Annotated in this window: 14 protein-coding genes; 13 read left to right on the top strand and 1 reads right to left on the bottom strand. The window is 65.9% G+C overall.

Annotated elements, in window-relative coordinates:
* The first annotated feature begins 19 nt into the window (after window positions 1–19).
* Genes sat through M3N53_09665 form a run of 5 tightly spaced genes read left to right on the top strand, consistent with a single transcriptional unit; the run spans window position 20 to window position 4647 of the window.
* Window positions 20–1204, top strand: coding sequence for a sulfate adenylyltransferase (gene sat / locus M3N53_09645; protein ID MDP9068586.1), 1185 nt, complete (start codon window positions 20–22; stop codon window positions 1202–1204).
* A gap of 2 nt (window positions 1205–1206) precedes the next feature.
* Window positions 1207–2697, top strand: coding sequence for an alkaline phosphatase family protein (locus tag M3N53_09650; GenBank protein MDP9068587.1), 1491 nt, complete (start codon window positions 1207–1209; stop codon window positions 2695–2697).
* Window positions 2698–2757: 60 nt separating this feature from the next.
* Window positions 2758–3303 carry an adenylyl-sulfate kinase gene (cysC, locus tag M3N53_09655; GenBank protein ID MDP9068588.1) on the top strand — a complete coding sequence of 182 codons (546 nt, stop codon included), beginning with the start codon at window positions 2758–2760 and terminating at the stop codon, window positions 3301–3303.
* A gap of 12 nt (window positions 3304–3315) precedes the next feature.
* Window positions 3316–4218 (top strand): PHP domain-containing protein, encoded by a 903-nt coding sequence (locus M3N53_09660; protein MDP9068589.1) that lies wholly within the window; start codon window positions 3316–3318, stop codon window positions 4216–4218.
* Complete coding sequence (locus M3N53_09665; GenBank protein MDP9068590.1) at window positions 4219–4647, top strand: GNAT family N-acetyltransferase; 429 nt, start codon at window positions 4219–4221, stop codon at window positions 4645–4647.
* A 20-nt stretch (window positions 4648–4667) separates the two neighbouring features.
* Here M3N53_09665 and M3N53_09670 read toward each other — a convergent pair whose 3' ends face one another.
* Window positions 4668–5750 (bottom strand): transglycosylase family protein, encoded by a 1083-nt coding sequence (locus M3N53_09670; protein ID MDP9068591.1) that lies wholly within the window; start codon window positions 5748–5750, stop codon window positions 4668–4670.
* A 174-nt stretch (window positions 5751–5924) separates the two neighbouring features.
* Between M3N53_09670 and gmd the strand changes: the two genes are divergently transcribed.
* The 8 genes from gmd to M3N53_09710 all read left to right on the top strand — a co-directional run bounded on the left by gmd (window position 5925) and on the right by M3N53_09710 (window position 15482).
* A complete protein-coding gene (gene gmd / locus M3N53_09675) occupies window positions 5925–6947 on the top strand; it encodes a GDP-mannose 4,6-dehydratase (protein ID MDP9068592.1) in 1023 nt (340 codons plus the stop codon).
* A 79-nt stretch (window positions 6948–7026) separates the two neighbouring features.
* Window positions 7027–8187 (top strand): GuaB3 family IMP dehydrogenase-related protein, encoded by a 1161-nt coding sequence (locus M3N53_09680; protein ID MDP9068593.1) that lies wholly within the window; start codon window positions 7027–7029, stop codon window positions 8185–8187.
* Window positions 8188–8774: 587 nt separating this feature from the next.
* The gene (locus tag M3N53_09685) at window positions 8775–9278 is read left to right on the top strand and encodes an Lrp/AsnC family transcriptional regulator (protein ID MDP9068594.1); all 504 of its coding nucleotides are present in this window, start codon (window positions 8775–8777) and stop codon (window positions 9276–9278) included.
* Window positions 9279–9316: 38 nt separating this feature from the next.
* Window positions 9317–10189 (top strand): HemK family protein methyltransferase, encoded by an 873-nt coding sequence (locus tag M3N53_09690; GenBank protein MDP9068595.1) that lies wholly within the window; start codon window positions 9317–9319, stop codon window positions 10187–10189.
* A gap of 28 nt (window positions 10190–10217) precedes the next feature.
* The gene (gene guaA / locus M3N53_09695) at window positions 10218–11819 is read left to right on the top strand and encodes a glutamine-hydrolyzing GMP synthase (protein MDP9068596.1); all 1602 of its coding nucleotides are present in this window, start codon (window positions 10218–10220) and stop codon (window positions 11817–11819) included.
* Window positions 11810–13351: an MATE family efflux transporter gene (locus M3N53_09700; protein ID MDP9068597.1), complete on the top strand. Its 1542-nt coding sequence runs from the start codon at window positions 11810–11812 to the stop codon at window positions 13349–13351. The genes guaA and M3N53_09700 overlap by 10 nt, the downstream gene beginning before the upstream one ends.
* Window positions 13348–14262 carry a DMT family transporter gene (locus M3N53_09705; protein ID MDP9068598.1) on the top strand — a complete coding sequence of 305 codons (915 nt, stop codon included), beginning with the start codon at window positions 13348–13350 and terminating at the stop codon, window positions 14260–14262. Before M3N53_09700 ends, M3N53_09705 begins: the two co-directional genes overlap by 4 nt.
* Before the next feature lie 44 nt (window positions 14263–14306).
* Window positions 14307–15482, top strand: a complete 1176-nt coding sequence (locus tag M3N53_09710; protein ID MDP9068599.1) for a hypothetical protein — start codon at window positions 14307–14309, stop codon at window positions 15480–15482.
* The last annotated feature ends 50 nt before the right edge of the window (window positions 15483–15532 follow it).

Raw genomic sequence — 15532 nt, forward strand, 5'->3', positions numbered from 1 at the left:
CTAGCGATTGGAGACAGCTATGACCACGCTCAAAGACGTCCCCGGCATCGAGCCGCACGGCGGCGCTCTCGAGCTTCGTATGGCGGCCGCCGAGGAGTCGGCTCGTCTGAAGGAGGAGGCGGCCTCGCTCCCGACCATCGAGGCCCGGTCGCGGCGGATCCTCTCTGACCTGGAGCTGCTCGCCGTGGGCGCCGTTTCCCCGAACCGCGGCTTCATGAACCAGGCCGACTACACGTCGGTCGTGAACGACATGCGGCTCGCGAATGGACTTCCTTGGAGCCTTCCGATCACGCTGTCGGCAACCGAGGAGGAGCTCGGGAACCTGTCGGCGGGGACGCGAGCGGCGATCGTCCACGAAGGCCAGCCGGTCGCGATCATCGACATCGAGGACATCTACTCCTACGACCCGCAGGACGAGGCGCAGAAGTGCTACAAGACGGCGGAGGACAAGCACCCCGGGGTCGCGCACATCTACTCGCAGGGCCCGAAATACGTCGGCGGTGAGGTCACCGTGCTCGAGAACGTGTTCGCCCACGAGTTCTCCGAGTACCGGCTGACCCCGCTGCAGGTTCGCGAGGAGATCGCCAAGCGCGGCTGGAAGACCCTCGTCGCCTTCCAGACGCGCAATCCGATCCACCGCGCGCACGAATACCTGACGAAGGTCGCGCTGGAGGGAGTCGACGGCCTGTTGATCCACCCGCTCGTCGGCGGGACCAAGGGGGACGACATCCCCGCCGAGGTCCGCATGAAGTGCTACGAGGTCCTGATGGAGAACTACTACCCTCACGACCGCGTCATCCTGTCCGTGTTCCCGGCCGCCATGCGCTACGGCGGGCCTCGCGAGGCGATCTGGCACGCCCTTCTGCGTAAGAACTACGGCGTCACTCACTTCATCGTCGGACGTGACCACGCCGGCGTCGGCGACTACTACGGCACCTACGAGGCGCAGGAGATGTTCGACAGCTTCGACGAGCAAGAGCTCGGGGTCCGTCCGCTGAAGTTCGAGCACACCTTCTTCTGCAAGGAATGCGAGGGGATGGCCTCGGCCAAGACGTGCCCGCACGACAGGAGCCACCACGTGCACCTGTCGGGAACACAGGTGCGCGAGATGCTGGCCGCCGGCCAGGAGCCGCCGCACGAGTTCTCCCGGCCCGAGGTAGCGCGCATCCTGATCGACGCCGAGCGCGCGAAGGCATCGGCCTAACGATGGGGCTCTTCGACAAGATCAAGAAGAAGACCGAGGACGCGGCCTCGTCCGCGGCGCAGGTCGTCGGCGACAAGAAAGAGGCGCTGTCTTCCCGGAAGAAGGGCGACCGGCGCGTGATGGTCATCGGCCTCGACTGCGCACCACCGGAGCACATCTTCGACGAGTACGCGGGGGACATCCCGAACCTCACCAAGCTGCGCGAGAACGGCGTCTATGGCCCTCTTGCTTCGATCGTCCCGCCCATCACGGTCCCCGCGTGGGCGTGCATGATGACGTCAAAGGACCCCGGCACGTTGGGGATCTACGGCTTCCGCAACCGCAAGGACCACACCTATGACGGGCTGGAGTTCGCCACCTCTTTCAAGGTGAAGGAGCCGGCGGTGTGGGACATCCTCTCCGACAACGACAAGGAGTGCATCGTCATGTCGGTGCCGCCGATGTATCCGCCGAAGCCCGTGAACGGGATCCAGATCGGTTGCTTCCTGACGCCGAACAACCAGGCGGAGTACACGTACCCGAAAGAGCTCAAGCAGGAGATAGAGAGCAATGTCGGCGAGTTCATCTTCGACATCCGCAACTTCAGGACGGACAACACGCAGTACATCCTGGATGAGGCCTACAAGATGACCGACATGAAGTTCAAGACCGCCGACTACCTGCTGACGAACAAGCCGTGGGACTTCTTCATGATGGTCGAGATGGGGCCCGACCGTTTGAACCACGGGATCTGGAGCTTCATCGACCCGAACCACCCGCGCTACGAGCCCGACAACCCGTACAAGGAATCGCTGCGCGAGTACTACCGGTTCCTCGACGGCAAGATCGGCGACATCCTGAAGCACGCCGACGAGGACACCACGGTGCTCGTCGTGTCGGACCACGGTGCGAAGGCGATGGTCGGCGGCGTCTGCTTCAACGAATGGCTCCAGCAGGAGGGCTATCTCTCCTTCACGAACGAGCCGGACGGCGTGACCGCTATCAACAAGATGGACATCGACTGGTCCAAGACGCGCGCCTGGGGCGATGGTGGCTATTACGGGCGCCTCTTCCTGAACGTCGAGGGGCGGGAGCCGGAGGGCATCATCCCCGCCGCGGATTACGAGAACGTGCGCGACGCGTTGGTCGCCAAGATCGAGGCGATGGTGGATCACGAGGGGAACCCGATGGGCAACAAGGCCCTGAAGCCCGAGGAGATCTACAAGAACCAGAAGGGCGTAGCGCCCGACCTGATCGTGATCTTCGGCGAGCTCCGGTGGAGGAGTGTCGGCTCCCTCGGTCACGGCTCGCTGTACACGTTCGAGAACGACACGGGTCCCGACGAGGCGAACCACGCCGAGAACGGCATCTTCATCATGAACAACGCCCCGGGTCAGAACGGCGGCGGCTACAAGGAAGGGCTCCACCTCTGGGACGTGCACTCGACGATCCTGGATCTCTTCGGACTGGACCCCGCGCCCGGAGCGCTGGGCACCTCCGCCCTCAAGAAATAACGCTGTCCCAAATGAGCTGAGAGTACGCGTAGCTCACCCCACGTCAGAACGGAGGAATACATGAAGCAAGCCAACAGAGAGCGTGGCGCGGTGTTGTGGTTCACGGGCCTCTCCGGCTCCGGCAAGACCACGATCGCGCACGAGGTCGAAGAGAAGCTGCTGGAGGCGGGCGTTCCCGTCGAGATCCTCGACGGCGACGTCGTGCGCGAGAACCTTTCCAAGGGCCTCGGCTTCTCGGAGGAGGACCGCAACACCAACATCCGCCGCATCGCGTTCGTCGCCCACCTACTCCAGCGCAACGGCGTCTTCGTCATCACGGCAGCGATCTCGCCCTACAAGGCGATCCGCGACGAGGCCCGCGCCATGATCAAGGACTTCATAGAGATCTACGCGGACGCTCCGCTGGAGGTCTGCGAGGAGCGCGACACGAAGGGTCTTTACAAGAAGGCCCGTGCGGGCGAGATCAAGGGTTTCACCGGGATCGACGATCCTTACGAGGCTCCCGAGAACCCCGAGGTCGTTTGCAAGACGGAGACCGAAGAGGTCTCGGAGTCGGCCCAGAAGGTCATCGACAAACTGATCGAGCTCAAGTACCTGGAGGCCTAGCTACACCGAACCATGATCGATCTGCATGCTCATACGACCGTTTCGGACGGGGGCGATGCCCCAGCCGAGCTGGTTCGAAAAGCAGCGGCTGCTGGGCTCACCGCGATCGCGGTCACCGATCACGACAACGATGCCGGGTGTGCCGAGGCCATCGCGGCCGGGCAGCAGCTTGGCGTAGAGGTTGTTCCGGGCGTCGAGATCTCCTGCGATGTCGAGGACTTCGTCGCCCGCGGCTGGACGCCGTCGGCACGGCCGACGATGCACCTGCTCGGGTACTTCATCCCGCAGAGCGATAACCCGCTGACGGCAGCCCTCGCCGAGTTGCAGTACGCCCGTGCGAACCGCAACCGGCTGATGGTCGACAAGCTCAACGAGCTGGGGATCGACATCACGTTCGAGGAGGTCGAGAGCGAGGCAGGGGGGCCGGGCGCACAGATCGGTCGTCCTCATTTCGCGGCCGTGCTGGTGCGTCACGGCGTCGTTCCCGATTACCAGACGGCGTTCGACGAATATCTGGCGAAAGGCGCCAAGGCTTACCTGAATCGGAAGCTCTACAGACCGGTCGAGGCCGTCGAGCTAATGGTCTCCGCGGGGGTCGTCCCCATCCTGGCGCACCCGTTCACGCTCAACCTGTCGTTCGAGCAACTGGACGAGTTCACCGACGACCTCGTTGGCGCCGGTCTCGCGGGGATCGAGGGGTACCACGGCGATCTTCCGGAGATCGAACAGGAGCCGTTCCGGGCGCTCGGGCGGTCAAAGGACCTGATCGTGTCCGGAGGCAGCGACTATCACGGCGATATGCGGCCGGACCGCGGGCTGCCGGGCGGGAAGCACCAGGTGCTCGTTCCGGAGGAAGTGCTCGAGCAGCTACGTTCTAAAGCCGCAGACCTGCAGCGCGAAGGATCGCCTAGATAGATGTTCATCACGAGAGCTACGCGGCACGACAAGAGCGACCTCGAAGAGTTCTTCAAGGGCGAGGACTGGGACGACCCTGTTCTCGACCGGGGCGTCGCCTTCATCGCTCGCGACGGCGCGATCGTCGGCAACGTGCGTCTGATCGAGATCGAGCCGCAGACCTTGGTCGTCGAAGACGTCCTGGTTAGGAGCGACCGCAGGGGCAGTGGCATCGGCGCGAACGTTATGCAGGCCGCGATGAACAGCCGCGGGGGAACGCTGTACCTGTGCTGTCACCCCGAGAGACTGCGCTTCTATAAGGACCTCGGGTTCAGCGAGGTGCCGTTCGAGGAGCTACCGGATGGCGTCCGCGCCTATTTCGACGAGCATGGCGACGCGCCCGGACAGTTGCCCCCAGACCACGTGCACCACTTCATGAAGGCGCGCTGAGGAGCGGTTGATCTTTTGCGCTACGCGCAGTTCGGCCAGTGGCCGGCCATGCCCGCCGCGAGCATCCTCGCAGCGGTTCTCGCTTGTGCGGTCGGGTCGTAGATCGACCCGTACCCGTAGCTCGCCCAGGTCCCTTCGCTGAACTGGAAGAGCCCGTGGTAGCCGGCCGGGTTCACCGCGTTCGGGTTGAGCCCCGATTCGCAGGACGCAACGGAGACGAGGTAAGCGCCGTCGATCCCGAACTCTGCGGCCGCGGCGTACAGGATCTCGGTTATCGACCCCGCGGGCGCGGCCGGAACGGGAGCGGCCACCTCGGCCTCCGCCTCCACCACGGGCTCCGGCTCGGGAGTAGGCGTCGGCGTGGGAGTGGGCGTGGGTGTCGGACGGCTCTTGAAGAGGTTGCCGCGCAGCTTCATGAGTCCTGCTGCCGTCTCCGTTGTGGTCGTGCCCGCGAGGTCGGAGCGAGTTAGTCGGTCTTCGGTCGGGGTGACGCCGCTTCCGAGGAGATCGGCGCCGAACGTCGCGCCCGGCACCCCGAGCAGGGTCGCGATCACCGCGATTGCGCCGAGGCGCGCTTTCACTTTCTGGTTGCGCGCTTTCTTCTGGTTGCGAGAGCCGAAGTTGATCTTCGAGACGTTCGTGGAGGTCGCGGGGCGGGGGACGACCGGAGCACGCTGCGTCCGAGCGGGTGCCGCGGCGACACCACGGCGCTGCGGCTGCGGCAGCAACCGCGCCGGCGCAGGAAGGAAGGGCGTGGTTGGAGCCGGTGGCGGCGCGGCGACGCTGGCTGTGGGCGCGACTGCGGTAGCAGGTGGGGCGGGCTCATGAGCGCTTGGCGCCGGCTCGGGCACGCTCACTGCCGGAGCAGCGACGGGGATGGGTGCCGACGCCGCGGTCGGTTCGCGTGTTGCAGTCGCGGTCAGCAGCGCCGTAGCCGGGCTCTGCGCGCGCGCCGGAACGGGGGGCCTCGGTGCCGAACCCGGCGTCCGCGCGGTCGGCTGGACGGGGACGTGCTGTCGGCGCCGCTTGCGGACGACGGCCAGCGTCAGAATCGCCGCGACCGCGCACAGCGCAGCCTGAAGCTTGTGCTTGTAGATGCTCATAGATCTCCTTATGGCCCGCGAGCGGCGGATTGTAGAGGGAGGTCGCTAATTTGTGAAATGGTTCACAAAGCGGCTTCAACCGCCACGTATCGCGCTGGCAGGGCGAGGCGACGCACCGTAGCGGCGCGAACGCGCCGGCAGGTGGAGGGGCGGGTGAGCTTATCCTTCTGAAGCATGAAGAGGGCGCTGATCACAGGTGTGACCGGCCAGGACGGCTCCTATCTCGCGGAGCTGCTCCTCGCCAAAGGCTACGAGGTCCACGGCCTCATCCGCCGCGCGTCTTCGTTCAACACCGAGCGCCTGGAGGGCATCTACAGGGACCCTCATGAGTCCGGCGTGCACTTCCTGATGCACTACGGGGACCTGTCGGACTCGGGGTCGCTCGTGAACCTAATCCGTGATCTGCAGCCGGAGGAGATCTACCACCTGGGCGCGCAGAGCCACGTGAAGGTTTCGTTCGACATCCCCGAGTACACGGCCGACGCGACGGGCATGGGCACGATCCGGATGCTGGAGGCCATCCGGGCGTCGGGCGTCGAGACTCGCTTCTACCAGGCGTCGTCCTCGGAGATGTTCGGCTCGGCCCCCCCACCGCAAAGCGAGGCGACGCCCTTCCACCCGCGCAGCCCCTACGGAGTAGCGAAGGTCTTCGCCTACTGGGCCGCGGTGAACTACCGCGAGGCCTACGGGATGTTCGCGGCGAACGGCATCTTGATGAACCATGAGAGTCCGCGGCGCGGGGAGACGTTTGTTACCCGGAAGATCACCCGAGCCGTGGCGCGCATCAAGGCTGGGTTGCAAGACAAGCTCTATCTCGGGAACCTCGACGCGAAGAGGGACTGGGGCTACGCGCCGGAGTACGTCGAGGCGATGTGGATGATGCTCCAGCACCCGGAACCCCTAGACCTGGTGATCGCGACCGGAGAGACCCACACTGTTCGAGAGTTCGCGCAGCTCGCCTTCGCCTACGCCGACCTCGAGTGGGAGCGCTACGTCGAGGTGGATCCCAACTACTACCGACCGGCGGAGGTGGACGTCCTGCAGGGGAATCCGGAGAAGGCGAACCGCGTTCTGGGATGGAAGTCGGAAACGAGCTTCGAGGAGCTGGCCCGGATCATGGTGGACGCCGACATGAAGTTGCTCGAGGACGAGATGGCCGGTCGGCTCGTGCGACAAGATCGCGACCGGTACCGCTGAGCGACTCCGGTCCGGTGATAGAACAGGAGCAGTAGGAACCGCGCCTATTCCCCGAGGCGTCGAGGCATAAGGAGGTTCGGTGGAGATCGAGATCGGCATCGGCAAATCGGGGCGGAGAGCCTACGGCTTCGACGACATCGCGATCGTGCCGTCCCGGCGCACCCGCGACCCCGACGACGTCGATATCACCTGGGAGATCGACGCCTTCCGTTTCGACCTCCCCCTCATGGCCTCGGCCATGGACGGCGTGGTCTCACCCCGCTCCGCGATCGAGATCGGACGCCTCGGCGGGCTCGCGGTTCTCAACCTCGAGGGTCTCCAGACGCGGTACGAGGACCCCGACAGCATCCTGGCCGAGATCGCCGAGCTGCCGGACGACAAGGCGACGCTCAGGATGCAGGAGCTCTACCAGCAAGATGTGAAAGAGGAGCTCATCTTCAAGCGCATCCGGGAGATCAAGGACGCGGGGGTCACAGCCTCCGCCTCGCTGACGCCGCAGAAGGTCGAGCGTTTCCACAAGATCGCACTCGAGGCGGAGCTCGACGTCCTCGTCATTCAGGGGACCGTGGTCTCCGCCGAGCACGTCTCCACGCGGACGGAGCCGCTCAACCTGAAGCGCTTCATCTCGACCTACGACATCCCGGTGATCGTGGGTGGCTGCGCCTCCTACTCGACCGCTCTGCACCTCATGCGCACGGGCGCCATGGGTGTGCTCGTCGGGGTGGGGCCGGGCGCAGCGTGCACGACCCGCGGGGTCCTGGGGCTCGGCGTGCCGCAGGCGACTGCGATCGCCGATGCTGCGGGCGCTCGGATCAGGCACTTGGACGAGACCGGTCGCTACTGCCACGTGATCGCCGACGGAGGCATGACAACGGGCGGTGACATCGCGAAGGCGATCGCATGCGGAGCCGACGCGGTGATGATCGGCTCGCCGTTGGCCGCCGCCAAGGAGGCCCCGGGCAGTGGCTACCACTGGGGGATGGCGACCTTCCATCCGACGCTCCCACGTGGGGCGAGGGTGAAGACCTCCACGCTCGGCACCCTCGAAGAGATCCTGGTCGGCCCCGCCCACGAGAACGACGGCCGGATGAACCTGTTCGGGGCACTGAGAACGAGCCTCGCGACATGTGGCTACGCGAACATCAAGGAGTTCCAGAAGGCCGAGGTGATGGTGGCGCCGGCGTTGAAGACCGAGGGCAAGGCGCTACAGACGGCCCAGCGCCTGGGCATGGGGGCTTGACCGCCCGCACACACGGCAACAGACGAGTCGATCAGCGAAAAGAAGGCCCGGGGAGCTCCGGGCCTTCCTCTTTTTCGAAAACCGGGCTACGCCCAGACCCGCGTGGAGCCTCGGACAAACCGACAGCAAGTGCCCGATATGACTGAGGATTCTTAGGCCGTCGGGCTCTGTCCGGGAATAATCCCACGCTGTGCGGCCTTGTAGCCTAAGACGATGTTTGACAGAGCTGCTCCTAGCGCCTAGACTTCGCTGGCAAGCAGCAAGAAGTGCCTACAGATTGGAGGCTGCCATGCAGCTTAGCCTTATTATCCTCGTCGCGGCGATCGTCGCGCTGAACGTCTTCGCCCTCTGGTTCGGCTCGGACAGCAGGGACGGCGACGACTGGACCAACCACCGGCCCGCGTAGGAACGGAGATCCGAATGAGCCCCTGGGTTCTGTACCAGCTAGACAACTCACTGTCTTCGATCCGCCAGCTGACCAGAGCAGTCCCCCCCTCTCTGGCAGAGCGGGACGACTCCCCCCGTCCCGTCGGCAGCGAGCGACAGGGTCGGGAGTCCTAGTGGCTCCCGGCCCCGCCCGTTCGTCGTTGGACGAGATCGACCTGCAGATCCTGCGCCTCCTCCGCCAGGACGGACGGATGTCTCACGCCGCGATCGCGAAGACGGTCGGCCTCTCCGGTCCCGCGGTTCACGAGAGGGTCAGGAAGCTGGAGCAGAGCGGCGTCATCGCCGGCTACTGCGCGGTGCTGGATCCTGAGTTGCTGGAGCGGCCGCACGTCGCGTTCGTTCTGGTCACCCTGTCGGAGGGCAACGAGTTCGCGTCGGACGACCCGATCGTGGCGCGCATCTGCGACGAGCCCGACGTGTTGGAGTTCCACCGCATCGCGGGTGAAGACTGCTACCTGATCAAGATCAGAACCTCGACCAACCGCGCCATGGAAAAGCTTCTGCGGCGCATCCGCTCGATCCGCGGCGTCGCACGCACTCGCACGACGATCGTGCTGTCGACGGAGCTCGAGCGACCGACGATCATGGTTCCCACCGATGAGGAGCCGGAGTCGGAGCCGCAGCAACCTGCTCGCACCGCCTGATCGAGCGATCGCGTTCACCTCTGTAGCATCGGCGGTCCATGGCCGAGCCGCGCACGATCTCTGAGCTGCTGACGGTCGGCGAGAGGGTGCTGCGGGATTCCACCCATCTCTTCGAAGATCACGTCCACATCGATCTCGCGCGCGACCTGCTGGCGAGCGCGCTTCACCTGACCCAGGACGAGCTCGATGACGGGTTCGTCCCGTCGAAGCCCGCCCGCGACCGCTACCTGGCCCTGATCGCCCGACGTGCGGCGGGGGAGCCGCAACCGTTCCTGACGGGACGCATCGAGTTCTATGGCCTCGACCTGAAGGTGTGGCCCGGGGTCTTCGTCCCGCGGCCCTCGTCCGAGCTGACGGTTGAACGCGCGTTGCGCCGGCTGCGCCGCCGGACGCGGCCGGTCGTGGTGGACGTTGCAGCCGGCGCCGGACCCATCGCCCTCGCCATAGCCAGCGAGCTGCCGTCGGCGGAGGTGTGGGCGTTGGATATCGACAGCGAAGCACTCTCCCATGGGCGGAAGAACGCCCGCCGACTCGAGATACGCAACGTGAACTTCCGATCCGGTGACATGTACGCGCCTCTGCCCGAACGGGTGTCCGGTGCCGTCGACCTGATCACCGGGCACGTCCCCTATGTCCCGGAGGCGGAGCTGGACGACCTTCCGACCGAGGTGCGAGAGCACGAGCCCGTTCACACGCTGACCGACGAGGGCGACGGGTTCTATCTGCTTCGCCGCGCGATCGACGAAGGCGTTCAGTGGCTGAAGCCGGGGGGGTGGCTGCTCCTCGAGCTCTCGGAGGACTTCGCGCCGAAGGCGCGCAAGCTCATCCGCAAGGCGGGGCTCCGCGACGAGGGCGTTGCGTCGGACGCGGACGAGCTGAGCGTCGTGGTGGAGGCCCGCAAAAGCGCCTGAGGAGCTAGGGGGCGCGGTAGGCTGGCTTATGCCCGGCGCCTCCGACGAAAAGACGTTCCCCGCAGGAGCCACGGGATCCACTTTCAGCACCACCTCGGCGGCGCCTGTGGTCGTGCTGGATTACGGAGCGCAGTACGCGCAGCTGATCGCTAGGCGCATCCGCGAGTGCCACGTCTACTCGGAGATCGTTCCTCACGACATCCCGCTCGACGAGCTGAAGGCGAAGCGCCCCGCCGGCATCGTGTTGTCGGGGGGGCCGAAGTCGGTGCATTCATCCGGCGCCCCGTCCGCGCAGCCCGAGCTGTTCGATCTCGGTGTCCCCGTCCTAGGGATCTGTTACGGCCAGCAGCTGATGGCGCAGTCACTGGGCGGAGAGGTCGCGGCAACCGGGGTAGCCGAGTTCGGCAAGACCGATCTCGACGTAGAGGCCCCGTCTTCTACGTTGTTCGCGGAGCTGCCCCAGCAACAGACGGTGTGGATGAGCCACAACGACGCGGTCGTGCGGCCGCCGGAAGGCTTCCGCGTGACGGCGTCGACCTCGGCCAGCCCGGTCGCGGCATTCGAAGACCCCGAGCGTCGGCTCTTCGGCGTCCAGTTCCATCCCGAGGTGGCGCATACGCCCAAGGGCACGGACTTGTTGAAGAACTTCCTGTACGACGGGTGCGACCTGCTGCCCACGTGGACCATGACCTCGATCATCGAGAGCGCCCTAGAGTCGATACGAGCGTTCGTGGGTGGCGAAAGGATCGTGTGCGGTCTCTCGGGCGGTGTCGACTCTTCCGTGGCCGCGGCACTTGTTCACCGCGCCGTGGGCGACCAGCTCACCTGCGTATTCGTCGACCACGGTTTGTTGAGACAGGGTGAGGCCCAGCAGGTCGAAGAGACCTTCCGCCGTCACCTCAAGATGGATCTCATCCACGTCAAGGCCGCAGACCGGTTCTTGGAGAGACTTGCGGGGGTCACCGACCCGGAGCGAAAGCGGAAGATCATCGGAGAGACCTTCATCAGGGTCTTCGAGGAGGTCGCTAGAGACGACCTGAACGATGCCAGGTTCCTGGTGCAGGGGACGCTGTACCCGGACGTCATCGAGTCGGGTACTAAGGACGCCGCCAAGATCAAGAGTCACCACAACGTCGGCGGTCTTCCCGAGGACATCGCCTTCACGCTGGTCGAGCCTCTCCGCAACCTCTTCAAGGACGAGGTCCGGCGGGTGGGCGAGGAGCTCGGTCTTCCCGAAGAGATCGTGTGGCGCCAACCGTTCCCGGGCCCCGGGCTGGCCGTGCGGATCATCGGCGACGTCACCGCGGAGCGCCTCGAGATGCTGCGCGCCGCCGACGCGATCGTGCTGGAGGAGATGAAGCGGGCGGATCTCCTGCGGGAGATCTGGCAGTCGTTCGCGGTCCTTCCGGCGGTGCGGTCGGTCGGGGTGATGGGCGACGAGCGCACCTACGGGCACCCGATCGTCCTGCGGGCGGTGACGAGTGACGACGCGATGACCGCGGACTGGGCGCGACTGCCCTACGAGCTCCTGGAGAAGATCTCGAGTCGCGTCGTGAACGAGGTGCCGGGCGTGAATCGTGTCGTCTACGACATCACTGCCAAGCCTCCCGGCACCATCGAGTGGGAGTAGCGGCCGCCGAACCCGCTCGGGGCAAGAACGACTACCTGAACATCCTGTCCGGGACGACGCAGAACGTCGTCGGGATCGTCATAGCCGCGCTCGCCACCTTCGCGGTGAACGTCTTGATGTCGAACACGCTGGGCGCGGCTGCGTTCGGCGTCGTGACGGTCGCGACGCAGGCCGCTTTCGTCGCGTCCTACGCGACCCGCGCCGGTATGGATATGGCGGTTCTGCGCGACGTCGCGGTCGAGGTGGGGCAGCGACGGTTCGGTCACATCCGTGTGCCCGTAGCACGAGCGACGTGGATCGGCGCGGTCGTGAGCGCGGTCGTCGGAGGTCTCGTCCTGGCGGCGCCGGCACCGGTTCAAACGCTGCTGTCGCTGGAGGGACGTGACGGCCGTCTGGCCGTCCAGATGGCGGCGATCGGCTTGCCGTTCCTCGCCTTGGCGAACGTGTGGCTGTCCGCCACGCGTGGCTTGAAGATCATGCGCTACACGCTGTATGTCTTCTGGAGCGGCCAACCGATCGTATGGATCGCTCTGATGCTCGCGGGGTGGTTCGTCGCGCGCACCAGCTGGATGAGCACGCTCGCGTACTCGCTGTCGTGGGTGGTCGCGGCAGCGGCAGCCGGGTACTTCTGGCGGCGCGAGAGCGCTCGCTGGGATGCGGATCCGATGGAGCCCGGCGAGATGACGAAGCTGTTCCGCTACGCGGGACCGCGCGCTCCTGCCGCTCTTTTCTCACAGTTGCTGTTCTGGACCGATCTCTTCGTCTTGACGCGCTATGCGTCCGAGGTCGAGATCGGCGTCTACTCCGCCGCGCTGCGGGCGGGCCAGGTGATCGTTCTGTTCCTCACGTCCGTCAGCTTGATGTTCAGCCCGTTCGTCGCCGACCTCCACAACCGCGGCGAGACCGAGCGTCTGGACCGGCTCTTCAAGACGCTGACGAGGTGGACGATCGCGGCCACGATGCCGATCTTCCTCCTGCTGCTGGTTGCACCGGAGGAGGCGTTGCGGATCTTCGGCGGCAGGTTCACCGAGGGCCAGGCGGCGCTCCTCATCCTGATCGCCGGTCAGTTCGTCAACATCGCTACGGGAAGTGTCGGCTTCGTTCTGATCATGGTCGGGCGTACCGGATGGGACCTCGCCGTCTACGCGGGTTCGCTCGCGCTGAACCTCGCTCTCGCCTTCTGGTTGTGCCCCCGCTATGGGATGGAAGGCGCCGCTGTCGCGAACGCCGTGACGTTCGCGCTGTCGAAATGGGCCCGGTTGTATCTCGTGAAGCGGTTCGTCGGGATCCAGCCATATGACCGTGATTACGCGCGGTTGATCCTGCCCGTCGTCGTCTCCCTCGGCGTGATGTACCTCGTCCATGCCGCAGTCGACGGGTGGTGGTTGGTAGACCTAGTAGCCACGGCAGCTGCCGGGTCGGTCGCGTACGCCGGTGCCTACGTCGTTGCAGGTCTCACACCGCGCGAGCGGACCGCCGCTGCATCGCTGCTCGAATCGTTTCGCTCTCGCGCCGCGGCTCCGAAACCGTGACCTCCCACTCACCACACAGGGACCGTTCGGTCGCGGTCGCGGCCCTGGGCGCGATGTTCATCGCTTCTTCGGGGGTCCTGGTCCGGTTGTCGGCGTCCACTCCGGTCACCGTCGCCTTCTATCGCTGCCTCTACGCGCTTCCGGTGTTGGGAGCGCTGACGCTTCTGGAGGAACGCAGTCTCGGGCGGCTGCCCGTACGCGCGCGCCAGCTCTCGTGGGCGGCGGGTGTCTTCTTCGCGATCGACCTCATCTTCTGGCACCACGCGATCGCCGCGGTCGGAGCGGGTCTCGCCACCGTCCTCGGCAACCTCCAGGTGGTGATCGTGGGATTCGTGGCCTGGCTCCTGTTGAAGGAGCGCCCGCAGACGTCGCTCTTCATCGCGGTCCCGGTGGTTCTGGCGGGGGTCGTTCTGATATCGGGAGTAACCGGTGGCGAGGCGTACGGGGAGGATCCCACGGCCGGTGTCATCTTCGGTATCGCGACCTCGCTGGCATACGCCGCCTTCCTGCTGATCCTTCGCCAGGGTTCCCGCGACCTCACCCGCGTCGCGGGACCGCTGTTCCACGCCACGCTGTCATCCACCGTCACCGCCGCCGTGTACGGCCTCGTCGCGGGCGGGGCGGAGTGGGCTCCGGCCTGGCCGGAACACGGTTGGCTGGTGACGCTGGCGCTCTCGGCGCAGGTCGGCGGGTGGCTCCTGATCTCCCGGTCGCTTCCTCGCCTTCCGGCCGCAGTCACCTCCGTCGTGCTGCTGCTTCAACCGGTGGGGGCGATGCTGCTCGCGGCGGTCACCTTGGGGGAGGAGCCGGGTCCGGCGCAGCTCGCGGGCGCGGCGATGGTGTTGGCCGGCGTCCTGATCGCGACCCGCGGTCGCTCCCGCCCAGCCGAGGTGGCTCCGCAGCCGGCGTAGCCAACGCGGTGAGATCTGCCGATACCGGCAACCTTGCACGCCGTATGGTCGTCTTAGTCGCCATGAAGGTCCTCCTGTCGGCCGCCCTCTCGCTCACGTTGGTTGCCGGATGCCAACCTGACGCTCCACCGGCCCCCGAGGCCGTCGCGTCACCGCCGGCCTCCGGAGCGGCCGGTTCTCCCTCGCTGCCCCAGGCGCCCCAAGCTGTTGTGGCGTCACTTCCAGCAAGCTGCGAACCCTGGCGCGGCGGCCCCCAGGGGCCCCAGATCACTTTTGTGAAGGAGGGGCGGCTGTTCGCGCTCGATCCCAGCGGCGGGAGAGCGACATGCCTCGGTGGCGCGAACTCTTACCGGCTGGAGTGGGGGCCGCGCGGCGACCGCGTTCTCTTGACGGCCGGGTCGGCCCTCGCTCAGGGCGTCGGCTTCCGACAGGAGCTCCCGGGTGACCAAAGGGAGACGACGTGGTCCAGGCCCACAGGCACCTCCGTGGTGTACGTCTCACACGACTATGGCTCGCTGCTCAAAGAAGATGTCACCACGGGCGCAATCGCGGAGATCAGCTTCCTCGAGGCTCATCACGACGTCGCGTACCACCCGGCCGGGACCCACATCGCGGTCGCAGGACAGGCCCACGGAGGTGCGGCAGGTCTTTACCTAGCTACCAACGAGGGCACCCAGGTTCAACAGATCGTGCGCGGAGAGGATGCGGAGTACATCGACGGCCTGGCGTTTTCGCACGACGGCAGGTACCTGTACTTCCGAGCCAAGCACGAAAACAGCCTCGACCTCCATTCGGTTCGGATCTTCACCGGCGAGGAGAGTGCGGACACACAACGGGACCTTTCAGCTGCTGGTGTCGAGACGATCTATTCCGGCGAGCAGGCTCCTCACTTCGCGGTCTCGCCTTTCTCTCGACGGCCGCGGATCTTGCTGTCCGCCTGTTTCGCCGACCGCGGCGACGCGCTAGTTCGTGTCGGGGAGGACGAAACCGTGCTGGAACCAGAGCTTGGCGCGGTCGACCCTGTGGGCTGGCTTCCGGATCATTCGGTCGTCTTCATCGCATACGAGCGCCGCTGCGACGACGTCGGAGCTGGAGATCTCTACTCCTGGAGCCGGGGGGAGTCGACGCTGCTGGTGGAAGACGTCGATGCCGCCGCTATCCGGGCTCGTCTTCCTGCTGCCCCAGATCCACCCGCCAAGGCTCAAGGCGTCGTGGCTTGATAGCCACCCTCGGCGGCCGGTCGGTCGCTTTCGAGAAGCAAAGGATGATC

Source organism: Actinomycetota bacterium, assembly GCA_030776625.1.
GTDB lineage: Bacteria > Actinomycetota > CADDZG01 > CADDZG01 > WHSQ01 > MB1-2.

What these genes read in the sequence shown, in the direction of transcription:
- cysC (MDP9068588.1), top strand. Translation starts at nt 2,758, where the DNA reads ATGAAGCAAGCCAACAGAGAGCGTGGCGCGGTGTTGTGGTTCACGGGC.
- gmd (MDP9068592.1), top strand. Translation starts at nt 5,925, where the DNA reads ATGAAGAGGGCGCTGATCACAGGTGTGACCGGCCAGGACGGCTCCTAT.
- M3N53_09690 (MDP9068595.1), top strand. Translation starts at nt 9,317, where the DNA reads ATGGCCGAGCCGCGCACGATCTCTGAGCTGCTGACGGTCGGCGAGAGG.
- guaA (MDP9068596.1), top strand. Translation starts at nt 10,218, where the DNA reads ATGCCCGGCGCCTCCGACGAAAAGACGTTCCCCGCAGGAGCCACGGGA.
- M3N53_09650 (MDP9068587.1), top strand. Translation starts at nt 1,207, where the DNA reads ATGGGGCTCTTCGACAAGATCAAGAAGAAGACCGAGGACGCGGCCTCG.
- M3N53_09665 (MDP9068590.1), top strand. Translation starts at nt 4,219, where the DNA reads ATGTTCATCACGAGAGCTACGCGGCACGACAAGAGCGACCTCGAAGAG.
- M3N53_09660 (MDP9068589.1), top strand. Translation starts at nt 3,316, where the DNA reads ATGATCGATCTGCATGCTCATACGACCGTTTCGGACGGGGGCGATGCC.
- M3N53_09670 (MDP9068591.1), bottom strand. Translation starts at nt 5,750, where the DNA reads ATGAGCATCTACAAGCACAAGCTTCAGGCTGCGCTGTGCGCGGTCGCG.
- M3N53_09710 (MDP9068599.1), top strand. Translation starts at nt 14,307, where the DNA reads ATGGTCGTCTTAGTCGCCATGAAGGTCCTCCTGTCGGCCGCCCTCTCG.
- sat (MDP9068586.1), top strand. Translation starts at nt 20, where the DNA reads ATGACCACGCTCAAAGACGTCCCCGGCATCGAGCCGCACGGCGGCGCT.